At 54.6% G+C, this 18,440-nt stretch carries 21 protein-coding genes; 8 read left to right on the top strand and 13 right to left on the bottom strand.

Features of this window, described 5'->3' with window-relative positions; all coding sequences use genetic code 11:
- Nucleotides 1-5: 5 nt before the first annotated feature.
- Both ACMGGS_RS14975 and ACMGGS_RS14970 read left to right on the top strand, forming a co-directional pair.
- Entirely contained in the window at nucleotides 6-1,430 is a 1,425-nt protein-coding gene (locus ACMGGS_RS14975) for a DUF2867 domain-containing protein (RefSeq protein ID WP_414163279.1), read from the top strand.
- 159 nt (nucleotides 1,431-1,589) lie between these two features.
- Entirely contained in the window at nucleotides 1,590-2,603 is a 1,014-nt protein-coding gene (locus ACMGGS_RS14970) for an NAD-dependent epimerase/dehydratase family protein (protein ID WP_414163278.1), read from the top strand.
- A gap of 42 nt (nucleotides 2,604-2,645) precedes the next feature.
- On the opposite strand, the gene ACMGGS_RS14965 is transcribed toward ACMGGS_RS14970, so the two are convergent.
- Both ACMGGS_RS14965 and ACMGGS_RS14960 read right to left on the bottom strand, forming a co-directional pair.
- On the bottom strand, nucleotides 2,646-3,476 hold the full coding sequence (locus tag ACMGGS_RS14965) for an N-acetylmuramoyl-L-alanine amidase (RefSeq protein ID WP_414163277.1): 831 nt from the start codon (nucleotides 3,474-3,476) through the stop codon (nucleotides 2,646-2,648).
- On the bottom strand, nucleotides 3,476-3,796 hold the full coding sequence (locus tag ACMGGS_RS14960; RefSeq protein WP_414163276.1) for a heavy metal-binding domain-containing protein: 321 nt from the start codon (nucleotides 3,794-3,796) through the stop codon (nucleotides 3,476-3,478). Before ACMGGS_RS14960 ends, ACMGGS_RS14965 begins: the two co-directional genes overlap by 1 nt.
- A 123-nt stretch (nucleotides 3,797-3,919) precedes the next feature.
- On the opposite strand from ACMGGS_RS14960, the gene ACMGGS_RS14955 reads away from it, so the two are divergent.
- The 6 genes from ACMGGS_RS14955 (at nucleotide 3,920) to artJ (ending at nucleotide 8,458) form a co-directional block, all read left to right on the top strand.
- Nucleotides 3,920-4,435, top strand: a complete 516-nt coding sequence (locus tag ACMGGS_RS14955) for a lipoprotein (protein ID WP_414163275.1) — start codon at nucleotides 3,920-3,922, stop codon at nucleotides 4,433-4,435.
- A 198-nt stretch (nucleotides 4,436-4,633) separates the two neighbouring features.
- A complete protein-coding gene (gene artP / locus ACMGGS_RS14950) occupies nucleotides 4,634-5,362 on the top strand; it encodes an arginine ABC transporter ATP-binding protein ArtP (RefSeq protein ID WP_176920606.1) in 729 nt (242 codons plus the stop codon).
- A gap of 17 nt (nucleotides 5,363-5,379) precedes the next feature.
- A complete protein-coding gene (artI, locus tag ACMGGS_RS14945; protein ID WP_414163274.1) occupies nucleotides 5,380-6,111 on the top strand; it encodes an arginine ABC transporter substrate-binding protein ArtI in 732 nt (243 codons plus the stop codon).
- Nucleotides 6,112-6,117: 6 nt separating this feature from the next.
- Nucleotides 6,118-6,834, top strand: coding sequence for an arginine ABC transporter permease ArtQ (gene artQ, locus ACMGGS_RS14940; RefSeq protein WP_414163273.1), 717 nt, complete (start codon nucleotides 6,118-6,120; stop codon nucleotides 6,832-6,834).
- Complete coding sequence (gene artM / locus ACMGGS_RS14935; protein WP_194205570.1) at nucleotides 6,834-7,502, top strand: arginine ABC transporter permease ArtM; 669 nt, start codon at nucleotides 6,834-6,836, stop codon at nucleotides 7,500-7,502. The genes artQ and artM overlap by 1 nt, the downstream gene beginning before the upstream one ends.
- A gap of 224 nt (nucleotides 7,503-7,726) precedes the next feature.
- Nucleotides 7,727-8,458: an arginine ABC transporter substrate-binding protein ArtJ gene (gene artJ / locus ACMGGS_RS14930; protein WP_176920602.1), complete on the top strand. Its 732-nt coding sequence runs from the start codon at nucleotides 7,727-7,729 to the stop codon at nucleotides 8,456-8,458.
- 198 nt (nucleotides 8,459-8,656) lie between these two features.
- On the opposite strand, the gene ACMGGS_RS14925 is transcribed toward artJ, so the two are convergent.
- The 11 genes from ACMGGS_RS14925 to ACMGGS_RS14875 all read right to left on the bottom strand — a co-directional run bounded on the left by ACMGGS_RS14925 (nucleotide 8,657) and on the right by ACMGGS_RS14875 (nucleotide 18,375).
- Nucleotides 8,657-9,256, bottom strand: coding sequence for a hypothetical protein (locus ACMGGS_RS14925; protein WP_414163272.1), 600 nt, complete (start codon nucleotides 9,254-9,256; stop codon nucleotides 8,657-8,659).
- Between the two features lie 18 nt (nucleotides 9,257-9,274).
- Nucleotides 9,275-10,402, bottom strand: coding sequence for a 23S rRNA (uracil(747)-C(5))-methyltransferase RlmC (gene rlmC / locus ACMGGS_RS14920; protein ID WP_414163271.1), 1,128 nt, complete (start codon nucleotides 10,400-10,402; stop codon nucleotides 9,275-9,277).
- Nucleotides 10,403-10,444: 42 nt separating this feature from the next.
- Nucleotides 10,445-10,918 carry a YbjO family protein gene (locus ACMGGS_RS14915; protein ID WP_194205566.1) on the bottom strand — a complete coding sequence of 158 codons (474 nt, stop codon included), beginning with the start codon at nucleotides 10,916-10,918 and terminating at the stop codon, nucleotides 10,445-10,447.
- A 193-nt stretch (nucleotides 10,919-11,111) separates the two neighbouring features.
- The gene (gene potI, locus ACMGGS_RS14910) at nucleotides 11,112-11,957 is read right to left on the bottom strand and encodes a putrescine ABC transporter permease PotI (RefSeq protein ID WP_176920598.1); all 846 of its coding nucleotides are present in this window, start codon (nucleotides 11,955-11,957) and stop codon (nucleotides 11,112-11,114) included.
- Entirely contained in the window at nucleotides 11,954-12,907 is a 954-nt protein-coding gene (gene potH / locus ACMGGS_RS14905; RefSeq protein WP_194205564.1) for a putrescine ABC transporter permease PotH, read from the bottom strand. Before potH ends, potI begins: the two co-directional genes overlap by 4 nt.
- Nucleotides 12,908-12,916: 9 nt before the next feature.
- Entirely contained in the window at nucleotides 12,917-14,050 is a 1,134-nt protein-coding gene (gene potG / locus ACMGGS_RS14900; RefSeq protein ID WP_414163270.1) for a putrescine ABC transporter ATP-binding subunit PotG, read from the bottom strand.
- Nucleotides 14,051-14,185: 135 nt separating this feature from the next.
- Nucleotides 14,186-15,298: a spermidine/putrescine ABC transporter substrate-binding protein PotF gene (potF, locus tag ACMGGS_RS14895; protein ID WP_176920595.1), complete on the bottom strand. Its 1,113-nt coding sequence runs from the start codon at nucleotides 15,296-15,298 to the stop codon at nucleotides 14,186-14,188.
- A gap of 350 nt (nucleotides 15,299-15,648) precedes the next feature.
- The gene (locus ACMGGS_RS14890) at nucleotides 15,649-16,131 is read right to left on the bottom strand and encodes a YbjN domain-containing protein (RefSeq protein WP_414163269.1); all 483 of its coding nucleotides are present in this window, start codon (nucleotides 16,129-16,131) and stop codon (nucleotides 15,649-15,651) included.
- 87 nt (nucleotides 16,132-16,218) lie between these two features.
- The gene (rimK, locus tag ACMGGS_RS14885) at nucleotides 16,219-17,121 is read right to left on the bottom strand and encodes a 30S ribosomal protein S6--L-glutamate ligase (protein ID WP_414163268.1); all 903 of its coding nucleotides are present in this window, start codon (nucleotides 17,119-17,121) and stop codon (nucleotides 16,219-16,221) included.
- Nucleotides 17,122-17,170: 49 nt separating this feature from the next.
- Nucleotides 17,171-17,893, bottom strand: coding sequence for an oxygen-insensitive NADPH nitroreductase (gene nfsA / locus ACMGGS_RS14880; RefSeq protein WP_414163267.1), 723 nt, complete (start codon nucleotides 17,891-17,893; stop codon nucleotides 17,171-17,173).
- Nucleotides 17,894-18,006: 113 nt separating this feature from the next.
- Nucleotides 18,007-18,375, bottom strand: a complete 369-nt coding sequence (locus ACMGGS_RS14875; RefSeq protein WP_414163266.1) for an inner membrane protein YbjM — start codon at nucleotides 18,373-18,375, stop codon at nucleotides 18,007-18,009.
- Between the last annotated feature and the right edge of the window lie 65 nt (nucleotides 18,376-18,440).

Below are 18,440 nucleotides of genomic sequence, written 5' to 3'. Positions count from 1 at the left end.
ACACCGTGCCGCAACGTATTCTGGTACTGGGGGCCAGTGGCTATATTGGTCAACACCTGATCAGAGCGTTGAGCCAGCAGGGGCATCAGGTGCTGGCGGCGGCACGGCATATTGAGCGGCTGGAGAAGATGGCGCTGCCCGGCGTGAGCTGTCATTCACTGGATCTCTGCTGGCCGAAGGCGTTACCGGAACTGCTGAAAAATGTTGAGACCGTTTACTATCTGGTTCACGGCATGGGCGAAGGCGGTGATTTTGTTGCCCATGAGCGTCAGGTTGCCCTCAACGTTCGCGATGCCCTGCGTGAGAGTCCGGTCAGCCAACTGATTTTCCTCAGCTCACTTCAGGCACCGGAACACCAGCAGTCCGACCATCTGCGCGCCCGGCAACTCACGGCAGAGACCCTGCGCGAGTCCGGTGTGCCGGTGACCGAACTGCGCGCCGGGATTATCATCGGCGCGGGTTCTGCCGCCTTTGAAGTGATGCGCGATATGGTCTATAACCTGCCCGTGCTCACCCCGCCGCGCTGGGTACGCTCACGGACCACGCCCATTGCGCTGAATAATCTGCTGCATTATTTGGTGGAACTGTTGGATCATCCCGCGCGCGAACATCGCATTTTTGAAGCCGCCGGGCCACAGGTGCTGAGCTATCAGCAACAGTTTGAGCGTTTTATGCTGGTCAGCGGTCGGCATCGCCCGTTAATTCCCATCCCCTTCCCTACCCGCTGGATTTCGGTCTGGTTTTTGAATGTTATTACCTCGGTCCCACCCACCACGGCAAAAGCGCTGATCCAGGGACTAAGACACGATCTTCTTGCTGAAGACGGTCCGCTTCGGGCGTTAATTCCGCAGACGCTGATCCCGTTTGATGATGCGGTGCGCAGCACACTGGAAGAAGAAAAGAAGCTGGTTAACTCAAGCGACTGGGGTTACGACGCGCAGGCATTCGCCCGCTGGCGGCCGGACTACGGCTATTTTGCTAAGCAAGCGGGCTTTACGCTGAGGACCTCCGCCAGCCTTAGCGCCCTGTGGCGGGTAGTAAACCAGCTTGGCGGCAAGGAGCGCTATTTTTTCGGCAATCCGCTGTGGCAAACCCGCGCGTTGATCGACAAGATTATCGGTCATCCACTGGCAAAAGGCCGCCCGGCGCGCCCGTTTTTGCAGTCAGGCGATGCCGTTGATAGCTGGAAGGTGATTATCGCCGATCCGGAAAAAGAGCTGGCGCTGCTGTTTGGCATGAAAGCGCCTGGGCTGGGACGCCTTAGCTTTACTATGGAAGATAAAGGTGATTATCGGCAGCTTGACGTCCGCGCCTGGTGGCACCCGCACGGAATGCCGGGGCTGTTTTACTGGCTGTTAATGATCCCGGCGCATTTGTTCATCTTTCGCGGCATGGCAAAACGTATCGCCCGTCTGGCAGAGAAAGGCTAACAGGAGAAACGCCGGGGCCATCTTCCCGGAATATGGTCCGAGCGCTAAAAACCGCACACGGTTTGCCATTAACCTCAGATTCTTTCATTTTTCCCATTGCATAGCGCCGAAAATACCGGAAGAATGCGCACGAAATTCTTTAAAACACAGCGGATTGATATGAAGGTTCTGGTAACGGGCGCAACCAGCGGTTTAGGCCGAAACGCGGTCGAGTTTTTGCGTCGTAAAGGCATCAGCGTCAGAGCAACCGGTCGTAATGAAGCGATGGGCAAGCTGCTGCAAAAAATGGGCGCAGAATTCGTGCAGGCCGATCTCACTGAACTGGTCTCTTCGCAGGCTAAGGTTATGCTCGCCGGTATCGATACCCTGTGGCACTGCTCCAGCTTCACCTCACCGTGGGGAACGCAGGAGGCGTTTGATCTCGCCAATGTGCGCGCCACGCGTCGTCTGGGGGAATGGTCCGTCGCCTGGGGTGTGCGCAATTTTGTGCATATTTCGTCACCCTCACTGTACTTCGATTACCATCATCATCACGATGTGAAGGAAGAATTTCGCCCGCAGCGATTTGCCAATGAATTTGCCCGCAGCAAAGCGGCAGGTGAAGAGGTGATTCAGTTACTGGCACGCGCCAATCCGCAGACGCGTTTTACTATTTTGCGCCCGCAAAGTTTATTTGGTCCCCATGATAAGGTATTCATTCCGCGCCTGGCGCAGATGATGCACCACTACGGCAGCGTTCTCCTGCCGCGTGGCGGCGATGCGATGGTCGATATGACCTATTTCGAAAACGCCATCCACGCCATGTGGCTGGCCAGCCAGCCCTCGTGCGACGCTCTGCCTTCCGGCCGCGCATTTAACATCACCAACGGCGAACCGCAGAAACTGCATAATATTGTGCAGAAGCTCATCGACGAGCTAAATATTCACTGCCGCATCCGGTCGGTGCCCTATCCAATGCTGGATATCGTCGCCCGCAGTATGGAGCGCTTTGGCAGTAAAACCGCGAAAGAACCGACGTTTACGCATTATGGGGTGTCCAAGCTGAATTTTGATTTCACGCTGGATATTAGCCGGGCGCAGCAGGAGTTAGGGTATCAGCCGGTGGTAACGCTGGATGAAGGTATTACGCGCACGGCAGCCTGGTTACGGGATCACGGGAAATTGCACCGCTGAGTAGAGATTCTCCCCTCCCCCTCAGGATGAGGGCGGCGAGCATCAACCCTGGCCGTATTTTTCCAGCAACGCCTCGGCAATGGCCTGGGTTTGTGCATCTGCGACACCATCCCAGCGCGCCGGACGGAAGTGCATCTGAAACGCCATAATCACCCGTTTCTGTTGCGCCTCCGTCATTTCTGGCTTGACCTCATAACCATAGCGGCCCAGAAGATCCAGCAATGACGCCGTATCCACCGGCTCAGACGGCGCTCGCCCGTTCAGGTAAAACGCGACGCGCTGCGCATCAGGCCACGCTCCAATCCCCTGCTCCGCCAGCGCCTGCCAGGGAAATAACGGGCCGGGATCGTCCTTGCGCTGGGCGGCGATATCCGCATGCGCAACCACGTTCTGTGGCGCAATGTGGTAACGCGCAATGATATCTTTTGCCAGCGGCACCAGCGCAGCTATCTGTACGGGAGTGAACGGCGCAAAATATTTTACCCCGTCTCGTTTCTGCCAGCCGCGATTTTCCAGCTCAATGCCGATGGAGGTGTCATTAAGGCGCGTGGCACCCCGCCAGAAACTCGCCCCGGCATGCCAGGCCAGATCCTGCTCCGGCACCAGTTGCCAGATGCGCGGTTTGCCGTTATGCCGTGGAGGCACGTCAGGTACCAGGTAATGCGCGCTGACGTGCTTGTCGGTTAAGGTTGCCAGCGAGGTGTCAAAGTCGTCGGCGGTATAGTGGATCACCAGCACTTTTACCCGCGGATATGCCGCCTGCGCCGGATGCCTGACATCCAGCTGATACCCGTCTTTATCAATAATCCCTTTTTCGCCTGCGCAGCCGGTTAACAGTAGCGCCAGCGCAATACTCCATGCAAAACGTCTCATTAGCGTAATTTCACCGCCGTGCCGGAAACGCTGACCATCAGCATGCTGCCGTCTTTACCCACCGTTTCGTAATCAATATCAATGCCAACCACCGCATCGGCACCCAGCGCTTTAGCCTGCTCGCCAAGTTCCTGAAAGGCAATCTCACGCGCCTTGCGCAGTTCCTTTTCATAGGCACCGGAGCGGCCACCAACGATGTCGCGGATCCCGGCGAAAAAATCACGGAAGATATTGGCGCCGAGAATAGCTTCTCCGGTCACTACACCTCGGTATTCAGCAATCGCCTGGCCTTCGAGAGTCGGTGTCGTTGAATATTGCATCGTCTGTCTCCTTGTTTAACGTTCAATGCCTTAGCTCTGGATGCCAAACGCATTATCGAACTGATACGCTATGCTTGAAAAGCATAACCATTATTATCGTAGATTGCTTATAAGGAAATCAGAATGCGCTACTCTGCTCTCGCTCTTTTTATCCCGTGCGCGTTGCTGTTGAGTGCCTGCACTACCGTCACGCCGGCATTTAATGACATCGGCACCCGCAGCGGCCCTTGTGTGGAAGGCGGTCCGGATACGGTGGCCCAGAAATTTTATGACGCGCGTATCCAGAACCGGAATAACGATATTACCGCGCTGCGCCCTTACTTAAGTGACGATCTGGCGAAAATGCTGAGCGATGCCAGCCATGACAGTAGCCACAATGCGCTACTGAAATCCGATCTTTTCTCCAGTCGTAACACACCGCCAGAGAGCGCCCGCGTTACCAGCGCCTCTACCATCCCGAACACCGATGCGCGAAATATTCCTCTGCGCGTAGCGCTGCAACAGGGTAACGACAACTGGCAGGACGAAGTGTTAATGATCCGCGAAGGCCAGTGCTGGGCGGTAGATGATGTGCGTTACCTCGGTGGCAACGTCCACGCACCGGCCGGCACGCTGCGTCAGTCGCTGGAAAAACACTAACCATTTTACTGCCTTAAATTTAAATGTCGGTCTTAACCAAAGCGGACCGACATTTACTCCTCGCCCCTTCCCCCGGCGCTATTTTGTGCTAAGTTTAAGATATCTCGCGGCTTATAGTTAACTTTTAACGCAGAAATATTGCATAACTATTCTGTGAAAGGTACTATTTGCGGCCTCAATTGCTACAAGACTGCCCCGATGAGTATTCAATTAAACGGCATAAATTGCTTCTACGGCGCACACCAGGCGCTGTTCGACATCACGCTTAATTGCCCGCAGGGTGAAACGCTGGTGCTGCTTGGCCCAAGCGGTGCGGGTAAAAGCTCGCTGTTGCGCGTGCTCAACCTGCTTGAGATGCCGCGTTCCGGCACGCTCAGCATCGCAGGCAATCAATTTGATTTCGCAAAAACACCGTCGGATAAAGCGATTCGCGAACTGCGCCAGAACGTCGGCATGGTGTTTCAGCAGTACAACCTGTGGCCGCATCTCACGGTAGTGCAAAATCTGATTGAAGCGCCCTGCCGGGTGCTGGGTCTGAGTAAAGCGCAGGCGATGGAACGTGCGGACAAGCTGCTCGAACGTTTGCGCCTGAAACCCTACAGCGATCGCTATCCGCTGCACCTTTCCGGCGGCCAGCAGCAGCGAGTGGCGATTGCCCGCGCCCTGATGATGGAACCGCAGATATTGCTGTTTGACGAGCCAACTGCGGCGCTCGATCCGGAAATCACCGCTCAGATCGTCAGCATTATTCGCGAGCTGGCGGAAACCAATATCACCCAGGTGATTGTCACCCACGAGGTAGAAGTGGCGCGTAAAACCGCCAGCCGCGTGGTGTATATGGAAAATGGTTATATTGTTGAGCAAGGGGATGCAGGCTGCTTTACGCATCCGCAAACCGACGCCTTTAAACACTATTTATCACACTGAAGATCGGGAAAATGACAATGAAAAAAGTTTTGATCGCCGCGCTAATCGCCAGTGCCAGTCTTTCCGCCACGGCAGCCCAGACCATTCGTTTCGCCACCGAAGCGTCGTATCCTCCGTTTGAATCGGTGGATGCCAACAACAAAATTGTGGGTTTTGATGTCGATCTGGCGAACGCACTGTGCAAAGAAATTGATGCCACCTGTACCTTCACTAATCAGGCGTTCGACAGCCTGATCCCGGGCCTGAAATTCCGTCGTTTTGAAGCGGTGATGGCCGGAATGGACATTACTGCAGAACGTGAAAAGCAGGTGCTATTTTCGACCCCATACTATGACAACTCGGCGCTGTTTATTGGTCAGCAGGGTAAATTTACCAGCATTGACCAGCTGAAAGGCAAAAAAGTGGGCGTGCAGAACGGCACTACTCACCAGAAATTCATCATGGATAAACATCCTGAAATCACTACGGTGCCTTACGACAGCTACCAGAACGCGAAGCTGGATCTGCAGAATGGCCGTATTGATGGCGTATTTGGTGATACCGCCGTGGTTACCGAGTGGCTGAAAGCTAACCCGAAACTGGCTGCCGTTGGCGATAAAGTGACCGACAAAGAGTACTTCGGCACTGGCCTTGGTATCGCCGTGCGTCAGGGCAACACCGACCTGCAGCAGAAATTTAATACTGCGCTGGAAAAAGTGAAGAAAGATGGGACATACGAGACCATCTACAACAAATGGTTCCAGAAGTAATCTTTGATGAACGAATTCTTTCCTCTTGCAAGCGCCGCCGGGATGACCGTCGGCCTTGCCGTTTGTGCGCTGGTCATTGGCCTGGTGCTGGCGATGCTGTTCGCGGTCTGGGAGTCAGTAAAATGGCGTCCTGTCGCGTGGCTGGGTACGGCGCTGGTAACCATTATGCGCGGGCTACCGGAAATCCTGGTGGTCCTGTTTATCTATTTTGGCTCCTCACAGCTATTGCTGACGCTGTCCGACGGTTTCTCCATTAACCTCGGCTTTACCCAGATCCCGGTGCAGATGGAGATCGAAAACTTTGACGTCAGCCCATTCCTGTGCGGCGTTATTGCGCTTTCCTTACTCTACGCTGCCTATGCTTCGCAAACCCTGCGCGGCGCGCTGAAAGCGGTGCCGATGGGACAATGGGAATCGGGTCAGGCGCTGGGTCTTTCTAAGAGTGCGATCTTTTTCCGCCTGGTGATGCCACAAATGTGGCGGCATGCGCTGCCGGGTCTCGGCAATCAGTGGCTGGTGCTGCTGAAAGATACCGCGCTGGTGTCGCTTATCAGCGTAAACGATTTGATGCTGCAAACCAAAAGCATCGCCACGCGAACTCAGGAACCCTTTACCTGGTATATCGTGGCGGCGGCAATTTATCTGGTGATTACGTTATTGAGTCAGTACGTCCTTAAGCGTATTGACCTGCGCGCGACGCGCTTTGAACGGAGGCCGGGCTGATGTTTGAGTATTTACCTGAGCTTCTGAAGGGGCTGCATACCAGCCTGACGCTGACGGTCGCCTCGATTGTTGTTGCTCTGATCCTGGCGTTGATTTTCACCATTATCCTGACGCTCAAAACGCCGGTACTGGTGTGGATCGTGCGTGTCTATATCACCCTCTTTACCGGTACGCCGCTGCTGGTGCAGATCTTCCTGATTTACTACGGTCCGGGGCAGTTTCCGACGCTACAGGATTATCCGCTGATCTGGCACTTAATTTCCGAGCCGTGGCTGTGCGCGCTGATCGCCCTGTCGTTGAACAGCGCCGCGTATACCACGCAGCTGTTCTACGGTGCCATCCGGGCGATTCCGGACGGCCAGTGGCAGTCCTGTGGTGCGCTGGGAATGAGTAAGAAAGACACCCTGGCGATTTTGCTGCCCTATGCGTTTAAACGCGCTCTCTCCTCGTATTCCAATGAGGTGGTGCTGGTGTTCAAAAGTACCTCTCTGGCCTACACCATCACGCTGATGGAAGTGATGGGACATGGCCAGCTGATGTACGGACGCACCTATGACGTGATGGTATTTGGCGCAGCGGGTCTGATCTATCTGGTGGTCAACGGCCTGCTAACGCTGCTGATGCGTCTGATTGAACGCCGTGCGCTGGTGTTTGAGCGCCGTAACTAAGCACAAGCCGTCGCGTGATGGTGCATCCCGATCTCCCGGGAACCGGTGATGCAGATTGCATAAGCATGAAAACTTCCAGCGGATAAGCCTCTAACTTATCCGCTTTTTTATGGCTGGAATATAATAATTAATCATTTATATTGCATACAAATTCAAATAGTGGCATTGTGTTTTTACGCCGCTTACCGGCACTACACATAAGATTGAACGACGGGAGTTTCATCATGAAAAAGCTAGTTCTGGCCGCACTACTTGCCACTTTCGCAGCGGGCGCGAGCGCCGCAGACAAAATCAACTTTGGCGTTTCTGCTACCTATCCTCCTTTTGAATCGCTGGATGCCAGCAACCAAATCGTTGGTTTTGATATTGACCTGGCAAAAGCGCTGTGCACCCAAATGCAGGCCGATTGTACCTTTACCAATCACGCATTTGACAGCCTGATCCCGTCGTTAAAATTCAAAAAATATGATGCGGTGATTTCCGGAATGGACATTACGCCTGAACGTAGCAAACAGGTTGCTTTTACCCAGCCGTACTACGCTAACTCAGCGGTGGTGATTGCTAAAAAAGATACTTACAAAACCTTTGCCGATCTGAAGGGCAAACGTATCGGGATGGAAAATGGCACCACGCATCAGAAATATATTCAGGATAAGCATCCGGAAGTCAAAACCGTGGCCTATGACAGCTATCAGAATGCGATTATCGACCTGAAAAATGGCCGTATTGATGGCGTATTTGGCGATACCGCCGTGGTTAACGAGTGGCTGAAAACCAATCCGCAGCTGGGCACCGCAACCGAGAAAGTGACGGACCCGCAGTATTTCGGCACCGGCCTTGGCATTGCCGTTCGCCCGGATAATAAAGCGCTGCTGGAAAAACTGAACGCCGCGCTGAAAGCGATTAAAGATAACGGTACGTATCAGAAAATCAGCGACCAGTGGTTCCCGCAGTAAGTTTTCAGGCCCGATAAGCCGAACGTGCCCGGCGGCGCTGCGCTTGCGCGGGCCTGGAAATGGACGGTGAACTCCGGTAGCATTTTGCTTGCTGCGAGGGTTAACTGGCTGAAAGTGCTGTATTTTCGTAGGCCGGGTAAGGCGTAGCCGCCACCCGGCATAAAAGGCACCGCAGGCGGAAATCGTTCGGGCTGACGATCACACCGCGGTCCACATCCGGCCCTTGCGCTCCCCGGTCATCGGCAGCGCGTTCAGCAACAGCACGGCATCCCGCACGGTGATCACCGGACCGGAAAAGCCTTCCGTGCCCAGCAATTCAGTGCTCCGCCCTGCTCTGTGCGCCATATCTTCCAGGGTCTCCAGCAAATCTTCGTCATCTTCCAGCATAAACTCATCTGCCAGGCGGTCGTCAGCGAAAATCGGCACCGTAAAACCATCCGGGCCGTCCCGGTTTACCCCTTCACTTAACACGTTCCAGACGGCACGAATAACCCACGTATCGACTTCACGCGCATCAAAGCTGCGGGCAAAGTCACAGATACTGTAATCCCTGCGCTGCCTGGCCAACATACGAAGATGCACACGCCACTGGCGGCTACTGCGGATACTGGCAATCACCAGCCACGCCACGAGAGCCGAGACAAAAAAAATCAACGGTTCGCCATCAATGATAAAAGCCGCAACCATACGATAAAACCCGTACAGGAGCGCCGCGCATAGCAAAGCAAGCACCAGCCAGCCGGTTGCATTTAACCGTGCCTGTGGCGCAGCAAAAAGAAAACGTGAAGGCGTTCGCATAACTTTCCTCTGGAAATGTTAATCGCGTATGAGTAGTGTCAGCACTTCATAATGGGCAGTATGCGGGAACATGTCAAAAAGCTGTACGCGCGCAATCCGGTAGCCCGGAAGTTGCTGCAAATCTTTCGCCATCGTTTGTGCGTTACAACTGGAGTAAATAATAAATGACGGGGCCATCTCGCTGAGATAATCACACAGCGCCTGACCAATTCCCCGGCGTGGCGGGTTGACCAGCACCAGATCGGGAATGTCGCCCTGCCCGGTCGCAAACGCCGTGGAATCCAGCGCCTGAAAATGCAGATTATGCAGCCCCAGCTGCTCAGCGGATTGTCTGGCGCAGGCAATCGCTTCCGGGGCAATTTCTATTCCCGTCAATTTCATCGCAGGCTTGGCACAATGCAGGCCGAAGCCGCCGACGCCGCAAAACAGATCCCACATATGCGCTACCGGTAACTCCCGCACCCAGGCGCGGGCGGTGGCATACAGACGGCTGGCAACGGTCGGGTTAGTCTGGAAAAAACTCTGCGGGCGGATCCACAGCGGCACGTTGTTAAACTGCTCGGCCAGCGCCTGCTGGTCGGTGAGGAAGATCTCTTTCTCCCCTTCCATAATCGCCATATGGACCGGCTGAATATTTACTGAAATCACGTTTAGCTGCGGGAGCTGCGCCTGTAATTCAGGCAATGCTGCACGCAACTGCGCGAGTTTGGCGTCGGAGCGGAGGACGAAGCGTAACATCATCCCGCCATCCTGCTGACTTTCGGTCAGCAGCAGATATTTCAGCTCTCCGCGTTTACGCGCTACGTTATAGGGCGTCAGCCCGGCACGGGCAATAAAAGGTTTAAGCGCGGAAAAAACCGCCGAAAAGGAAGCGGGATAGAGCGGACAGGAGGTGAGATCTTCCGGCGTACCATCGCGGTGCAGCATGCCGAGCAGCGGCTTTTCCACGCTGCCGCTCACTACCATTTTGGCCTTATTACGAAATGCCTGCTCCGGTCCGCTTACCGGCGCGCACCACTCTCCCACTGGTCGCATGCCGAGCAATGCACGAAGATCGGCCATTTTGGCGGAGAGTTGATCGGCAACCGGCTGGTCAATCCACTGACAGGAACGACAGCGACCGGCGTCATAGAGTGCGCACTGCATAATAAAACCTTCTGGATTTCAGGGGCGGCGATTGTACCACTGTTATTGCAGACGGAAAAAGCGGCGGCTGGGCGACGGGAGAAAAAGCAGCATCAGGACCATAATATCCGGCAATTTCTGCATGACTAACGCATGAAAAATTTCACCCCGGCTCTCTCCGGCGATGCTGAAAAGTTCCGGATAACCATAACCAATGGAAGCGGCCCACAAATACGCACCTGCTGACGCCTGCGCGAACAGATAAAGCCAGCGCGCCCAGCTTCGTCCCTTGACCACTGAGAAAGCGCAAAGAATATCGACAAACAGCAGCACCAGACTCGCCATAAACACCAGCGTCAGGCTCCAGGTCTGGGCGCTACGAAAGATCAGTTCCTGAAGCCCTTTCCAGCCCAGCAGGTTAAACAGCATCAGCAGGTCAACGCAGCGAATCAGGATGATCGCAATCGCCGCCACCTGCACCAGGGCAGGGACGTTCAGACGAGCGCCAGAGCGGCGAGTTTTAGTAAAAAATCCCAATGTGTTCGCCTTCCATGAAAAACGGTGCCGCTAAAAGGCGGCACCGACAGACTGCTGACAAAGGGGATGGTCAGGGGAAACGCCGGGATTGGCTCCCCGGAGGAAGGCCCCACCCGGTGGTCGCCCCCGCGTTCCACGGACGGTTTGTCATCAATCGTACCGATTGCCCATTTCTGCAAAGATTTTAGGCGTATCATCCGCGTCTTGCACGCTGGATATCTCTCGTCCGCTGCTTTTCTGCGCGCGCCATCAAACACCAGGCGATAAATCCGACAATTCCGACCACACCAAGGATCAGCGTTGCCAGCGCGTTGATTTCCGGATTGACGCCCATCCGCACGCTGGAAAAGACCAACATGGGTAACGTCGTCGCTCCCGGACCCGACACGAAGCTGGCAATCACCAGATCGTCCAGCGACAGGGTAAACGCCAGCAGCCAGCCGGAAACCACCGCTGGCATAATCATTGGCAGGGTAATGACGAAGAAAACCTTCAGCGGCGCGGCCCCCAGATCCATCGCCGCCTCTTCAATCGATCGATCCAGCTCGCGCAGACGCGACGAAATCACCACCGCCACGTAGGCAGTACAGAAGGTCACGTGGGCCAGCCAGATAGTGAGCATGCCGCGATCGGCAGGCCAGCCAATCGCATGCGCCAGCGCAACAAACAGCAGCAGCAGCGACAGGCCGGTGATAACATCCGGCATCACCAGTGGCGCAGTGATCATAAAGGCGAAACCGTTCGAGCCGCGAAAACGACCGAAGCGTACCATCACCACCGCGGCAATCGTCCCGAGGATCGCCGCCATCGTTGCCGCGCAGGCGGCAATGGTTAAGCTCAATCCCACCGCGCTCATCATCGCGTCGTCACGAAACAGCTCGCCGTACCAGCGCGTTGACCATCCTGCCCACACCGTCACCAGTTTTGAGCTGTTGAAGGAGTAGACGACCAGCATCAGCATTGGGGCATAGAGAAACGTAAACCCGACGATCAGAATAAGAATTCGCCACGGCGAGCGTACTACCGGTAGATTATTCATCCGTTCTCCCCCACCGTTTTTTGTTGATGCTTGTGGAACCACATGATCGGCACGATCAGCAGCAAAAGCATCACGATCGCCACCGCAGACGCAACCGGCCAGTCGCGATTATTAAAGAACTCCTGCCACAGCACGCGACCAATCATGATGCTGTCCGGGCCGCCGAGCAGTTCAGGGATCACAAATTCCCCTACCGCCGGAATAAACACCAGCATCGACCCGGCAATAATCCCGCCTTTGGTTAACGGCACGATCACGCTGAAAAAGGTCTTCATCGGACGTGCGCCGAGATCCAACGCCGCTTCCACCAGCGAATAATCAATACGCGTCAGTGCGGTATAAATTGGCAAAACCATAAACGGCAGATAGGCATACACGATGCCAATATAAACCGCCAGATTGGTATGTAAGATGGTCAGCGGCTGATCGATAACGCCGAGCCACAGCAAAACGTTATTCAGTACGCCGTTATTTTTAAGAATGCCCATCCACGCATACACGCGAATTAAAAACGACGTCCACGACGGCAGAAGCACCAGCAGCAGCAAAATATTGCGCGTTGAAGGCTTGCTGTGCGCGACGGCCCAGGCCATCGGGTAGCCCAGCGCCAAACAGCACAACGTTGAAATCGCCGCTACCTGCAACGACTGAAGATAGGCTTCAAAATAGAGCGGATCGTCGGTCAGTTGCAGAAAATTACCGAGATTGAGGGTAATCGACAGTTGCCCGTCCGCCCATTCCATCAGATCGGTATAGGGTGGAATGGCACGCGCCATCTCCGCGAGGCTAATTTTAAAGACAATCAAAAACGGTAACAGAAACAGCAAGGTCAGCCAGAGATAAGGCAGCGCGATCACCAGCTTGCGCCCGTGCTTCATCTGCATTTTTGCCAGCCAGCGTGCAACACCGCCTGGTTGACGGGCGCGAGCCGGGGGTTCTAATGTACTCATTGCCGCTCCTTAAACCGTCAGTACCACACAGCTATCTGCGTCCCAGCACAGACGCACCTCATCACCCCAGGTTGGCGTCCCTTTGCGATAGCGATGATCGTTCTGTAACTGAGCGCTCAGCATCTGCCCGCTTTTCAGCCGCACATGATAAATCGACAAATCGCCGAGATAGGCAATATGCACCACCTCGCCCACCGCGAAGTTGAAACCGTCCGCCGGGACCTCATCACAAAGCATGATTTTTTCCGGACGCAGGGCGATGTAAACCGGGACGTTATCAACCACGGAGGCGTCCGGGTCGACTTTCAGTGGATGGACCAGCCCCGGCGATTCGATGATCAGGCCATCGTCTTCCCGCGATTTCAGCAATCCTTCAAACACGTTTACCGAACCGATAAATTCCGCGCTGTAGCGGGTGGTGGGATGCTCGTAAATTTCTTCCGGCTCACCAATCTGGGCGAATTTTCCCCGGTTCATAATGGCGATGCGCCCGGCCATGGTCATCGCTTCCTCCTGATCGTGCGTCACCATCACGCAGGTTGCACCGACGCGCTCCAGAATATCCACCACTTCAAGCTGCATCCGGTCACGCAGTTTTTTATCCAGCGCGCCCATCGGCTCATCCAGCAGCAGCAGTTTGGGACGTTTCGCCAGGCTACGAGCCAGCGCCACACGTTGCCGCTGGCCGCCGGAAAGCTGGTGCGGTTTGCGTTTGGCGAATTCCTGCATGTGAACCAGCGCCAGCATTTCCGCCACCCGGGCATTGATTTCGCTTTTCGGCAGCTTATCCTGCTTCAGGCCAAAGGCGATGTTTTGCTCAACGGTCATATGCGGGAAAAGCGCGTAGGACTGGAACATCATATTGATGGGACGTTGATACGGCGGCACATGGGCCAGATCCACGCCATCAAGAACAATTTGCCCGGCGGTGGGCTGTTCGAAGCCTGCCAGCATGCGCAACAGCGTGGATTTACCACAGCCGGACGCGCCCAGCAGGGCAAAGATTTCGCCTTTATAGATGGTCAGGCTGACATCGTCCACGGCGTGCTGACCGTCGAAAGATTTCGTCAGATTGCGGATTTCCAGCAGCGGTGTCAGCGCTTTACGGGTTTTCGCCTGCGGGCGGAGGATCGCGTCATTCACTCAGTTGCTCTCCGGCATAAAACAAAAATGGTGCAAATGCATCAGGATGGTGCGGGGTGCCGGGCAACGAAGCGCGCCCGGCCAGGGGAGGACGTTGCCCGCCAGCGTTAACGTCGCGGGCAAACTTATCCGCCGTTATTTACCGCTTTTCACCTTCGTCCACGCACGCGTTCTCACGCGATCGATTTTGGGTTCCTGAACGTTAAGGGTAAACATTTTCGCGCGCACGTCGTCCGGCGGATAAATCCCAGGATTATTGCGTACTTCAGCGCTGACCAGCGGCGTCGCGGCTTTGTTGGCACTGGCGTAATAAATGTGATCCGAAACATGGGCAATCACATCCGGGCGCAACAGATAGTTGAGGAACTGATAAGCCTCCTCTTTATTTTTCGCATCCGCAGGCATTGCGAAGACATCAAAGAACGCCAGTGCGCCCTCTTTCGGAATGGAATAGGCAATGTTTACGCCATTTTTTGCTTCTTTAGCGCGATTCGCGGCCTGCAACACGTCTCCTGCCCAGCCAATAGCCACGCAGGTATCGCCATTTGCCAGATCGTTGATGTACTGCGAAGAGTGGAAATAGCGAATATTCGGCCGCAGCTTCAGCAGCAGATCGGTTGCCGGCCCCGTGTAATCATCCGCTTTAGTACTGTTAGGATCTTTGCCCAGGTAGTTCAGCACGGTAGCGAAAATTTCTTCCGGCGCGTCGAGGAATGAAACGCCGCAGCTTTTCAGCTTCGCCAGGTTTTCCGGCTTCATCACCAGATCCCAGCTATTAACCGGTGCATCAGCGCCGAGCGCGGCTTTTACTTTCTCAACGTTATAGCCAATGCCAGTGGTGGCCCACATATAAGGCATGGCGAATTTATTTTCCGGATCGTGCTTTGCAATCAGCTTCAGCAGGTCCGGATCGAGATTCTTCCAGTTTGGCAGTTTGCTTTTATCCAGCGGCTGAAATACGCCGGCGGAAAGCTGGCGCTCAAGGAAACTGGCCGACGGCACCACCAGATCAAAGCCGGTACTGCCCGCCATCAGTTTGCCTTCCAGCACTTCGTTGGAATCAAACACATCGTACACGACCTTAATCCCGGTCTCTTTTTCGAAATTAGCCACCGTGTCCGGGGCAATATAGTCAGACCAGTTATAGACATGTAACGTTTTTTGTTCAGCCGCGAGCGTGCCAGCAGAGACGGCCATCAGCGCACCCGTAACCAGACCTGTTAACCATTTTTTACTTAAGGCGGTCATATCTCTTTTCCTTCTCAGCGTTCGTTAACAAACGAACAAAATTGTATGCATTTCAGGATATGCAAGATTCGTGCATATTTTCTCGGCCCACGCAGACCAGAAGAGAAGGCACTCTCCCTGGAGCATTGCTCGCTGTTTTAAGCCCGGCAAGAATAACTTTAGCCAGAGTGCGAGGCTATAGCCCAGATTAAAAAACGCCGTTTATCAATTTTTTATGCAGTTTTTGTCTATGGGATAAGGCAAAACATCGTAAAGCGAGGTGAATAATTCTTTAAAAGGAGGTTAAAAGCAGAATAAAAGAAGGTAATACGCAGCCGCGCTGGTAGCGACTGCGCTATTCAGAGAAAGGATCAGTGAAGAAAATGGTACTGGATATCCTCCGGAGGCGTCTCTTCCGTTTCTTCACCCGTAAAGAGAAGCTGGTTTGCGCCCGCCTCGAGGATCACCATTGAGATCTGCTCTTCACTGTGGCTCAGGAACCAGGCGAACTGCTCTTTGGTCACGCCGACGGCGGCAGAGAGCGAGTGGCACACCACCAGCTTGGGCAGATTATCATCCTGAATATCCAGGAACGCTTTTACGGTCAGCGAACTGGCATTGATGGCCGACAGGTCGCAGGCCAGCGGCAGCAGCGCGGAAGGCTTCACTTCCGCCAGCGCTGAGAACAGGATGATATTGTCGATAATATCAACTTTGGCATCAAAGATGCCGTTGAAATTCTGCATGTGCGGGAGGTGCAACGCCTGGCAGGTATCACACTCGAAAAAGTTAATTCCCAGTTCGTCGAGCCATTGACGTAGCGTGTCCAGACCCGGAACGACGAGTGAATCCATAGTGCGCACGACCTCATGAAATAAAATATCAGCGCCATAGCTTACGCAAAAAGCGCCGCGCATACCATGATGCGCTGTGAAAATGCGTTATCCGCCGATTTTAAGGCAGAACTCTGGCGTTGCCTGGTATTCAATCCACTGGATCATGCGGGCCGCAATGTCGATACCGGTGGTTTTCTCAATGCCTTCCAGACCGGGTGAGGCGTTGACCTCCATCACCAGCGGCCCACGAGTAGCCCGCAGGATATCCACGCCAGCCACATCAAGACCCAGCGTTTGCGCGGCAGTAATGGCGATCTCCCTTTCGCGCTCGCTGATGGTGGCGATCCTTGCGACACCGCCCCGGTGCAAATTCGAGCGAAAATCGCCCTCTTTTGCACAACGCTCAATCGCCGCGACCACTTTATCGCCCACCACCAGACAACGGATATCGCGCCCTTTCGCTTCCGCGATATATTCCTGAACCAGGATGTGCGCGTTCAGGCCCCTAAACGCATCGATGACGCTTTCCGCTGCCTGCCGCGTCTCCGCCAGCACCACACCGATGCCCTGCGTGCCTTCCACCAGCTTCACGACCAGCGGTGCGCCCCCCACCATCTCGATAAGATCGCTGGTGTCATCCGGCGAATGTGCCATCCCGGTGAGCGGCAAATCGATGCCTTTACGCGCCAGAAGCTGCATGGAGCGTAGCTTGTCCCGTGCACGGGAGATCGCGACAGATTCATTCAGCGGGTAGCTACCGAGTAATTCAAACTGCCGCAGGGCCGCCGTACCGTAAAAGGTAATCGCTGACCCAATGCGAGGGATCACCGCATCATAATGCGGCAACTGGCGGCCTTTATAGTGAATGGAGGAGACCGAGGGGTTGATATTCATATAGCAGGAAAGTGGATCGAGAATATCAACGATATGGCCGCGCTGCATCGCGGCCTCGCGCAGACGTTTGCAGGAATAGAGCGTTCCGTCCCGGGACAAAATGGCAATTTTCACCCTTTACCTCTCTGAGAGAACCTGAAGATCCGGCGTATAATACCGATTCTTAGCGCGTTGCCCATCCCTGCTTATGCAAATAATCCAGGATAAAGGGGCGGCTTTCTTTAATGATGGTGCGGCGAATATGATCGCTCCATGTATCGCGGCGGGTGTTGCTGTCACGATGTAAATAGTAATTCGCCAGTTCGTCATCGTACTGCGCCAGTACCCGTGCATCCAGCGGCTGATAGTGGTTTTCATGAATCAGCATCGCTTCCGGCATGCGCGGTTTGACATCTGGATCGTCCGCAGGCCAGCCGAGGCATAATCCGAACAGCGGCAGCACGTATTTCGGCAACTGGAGCAGTTCTGTCACGGCCTCAATGCTGTTACGGATCCCACCAATATATACCCCACCCAATCCCAGCGACTCCGCCGCCGTCATCGCATTTTGCCCGAGCATCGCCGTATCCACCGCGCCTAACAAGAGTTGTTCGGCAAGCCCGAGCTGCGCATCGGGGCAAATTTGCAAATTGCGATTAAAATCGGCGCAAAAAACCCAGAACTCCGCGGCTTCGGCGACATGTTTCTGTCCGCCGGTCAACGTTACCAGCGATTCGCGCATCTGACGGTCAGTAATGCGTACAATGGAGCTACACTGCAAAAAACTGGAGCTGGAGGCCGACTGAGCGCTGGCAATGATAGCGTGACGCTGTTCGTCAGTGATGGGGCGATCGGTGAAATGGCGAATTGAGCGATGGCTGCGCAAAAGATCGATAGTCGGCGTCATTACATTTTCCTGTCTGGCAAAAAGAGATAATCGCTCCCTCACGCTGCTACAGCCGGGGAGCGATACCAGTATAGGGTATAACTTCCCGTCAGTAGTTAGCCAGAGACAAGCGGTTACTTGTCTTTACCTTCCAGCAGTGAACTGATAAACAGAAAACATAATGCCCCCAACGCGCACCAGAATACGGCACTCAGCAGCCATGCAAGCTCCTGCCAAAATGAACGGTGAGTAGCAAAAAACAGATGCATCACCACCAGACACAGCGGAGCCGCCAAAACCGCCCCCAACAGCGGACGTAACACACGCTGACGCGTTGACATAAAGCTGGCAACCGCGCCCGGCAGGATAAAAAACAACAGCCCCAGCTCCGGATTACCTGCCGCACGAAACGCACCGTGCATTTTCATTGCCAGACTAAGACACACCACAATAAAAAGTAAAAAGCAGCAGATAACGCCGGCCCAACCCCGCTCTGACTTCAAAGGATCCTCCTGACTCTTTCTCTATCGAACCTACTTTTAGCCTTTACTGGTACCTGGTCAGATAA

The organism is Superficieibacter sp. BNK-5, assembly GCF_047456055.1.
GTDB lineage: Bacteria > Pseudomonadota > Gammaproteobacteria > Enterobacterales > Enterobacteriaceae > Superficieibacter.
This window is presented reverse-complemented; position numbering and strand designations above follow the sequence as displayed.

Coding starts and splice junctions, on each gene's coding strand:
- ACMGGS_RS14970 (WP_414163278.1), top strand. CDS start 1,590: ATGAAGGTTCTGGTAACGGGCGCAACCAGCGGTTTAGGCCGAAACGCG.
- rlmC (WP_414163271.1), bottom strand. CDS start 10,402: ATGCAGTGCGCACTCTATGACGCCGGTCGCTGTCGTTCCTGTCAGTGG.
- ACMGGS_RS14955 (WP_414163275.1), top strand. CDS start 3,920: ATGCGCTACTCTGCTCTCGCTCTTTTTATCCCGTGCGCGTTGCTGTTG.
- artJ (WP_176920602.1), top strand. CDS start 7,727: ATGAAAAAGCTAGTTCTGGCCGCACTACTTGCCACTTTCGCAGCGGGC.
- ACMGGS_RS14890 (WP_414163269.1), bottom strand. CDS start 16,131: ATGGATTCACTCGTCGTTCCGGGTCTGGACACGCTACGTCAATGGCTC.
- ACMGGS_RS14965 (WP_414163277.1), bottom strand. CDS start 3,476: ATGAGACGTTTTGCATGGAGTATTGCGCTGGCGCTACTGTTAACCGGC.
- potF (WP_176920595.1), bottom strand. CDS start 15,298: ATGACCGCCTTAAGTAAAAAATGGTTAACAGGTCTGGTTACGGGTGCG.
- potH (WP_194205564.1), bottom strand. CDS start 12,907: ATGAGTACATTAGAACCCCCGGCTCGCGCCCGTCAACCAGGCGGTGTT.
- potI (WP_176920598.1), bottom strand. CDS start 11,957: ATGAATAATCTACCGGTAGTACGCTCGCCGTGGCGAATTCTTATTCTG.
- artM (WP_194205570.1), top strand. CDS start 6,834: ATGTTTGAGTATTTACCTGAGCTTCTGAAGGGGCTGCATACCAGCCTG.
- artP (WP_176920606.1), top strand. CDS start 4,634: ATGAGTATTCAATTAAACGGCATAAATTGCTTCTACGGCGCACACCAG.
- ACMGGS_RS14960 (WP_414163276.1), bottom strand. CDS start 3,796: ATGCAATATTCAACGACACCGACTCTCGAAGGCCAGGCGATTGCTGAA.
- ACMGGS_RS14925 (WP_414163272.1), bottom strand. CDS start 9,256: ATGCGAACGCCTTCACGTTTTCTTTTTGCTGCGCCACAGGCACGGTTA.
- nfsA (WP_414163267.1), bottom strand. CDS start 17,893: ATGACGCCGACTATCGATCTTTTGCGCAGCCATCGCTCAATTCGCCAT.
- artI (WP_414163274.1), top strand. CDS start 5,380: ATGAAAAAAGTTTTGATCGCCGCGCTAATCGCCAGTGCCAGTCTTTCC.
- artQ (WP_414163273.1), top strand. CDS start 6,118: ATGAACGAATTCTTTCCTCTTGCAAGCGCCGCCGGGATGACCGTCGGC.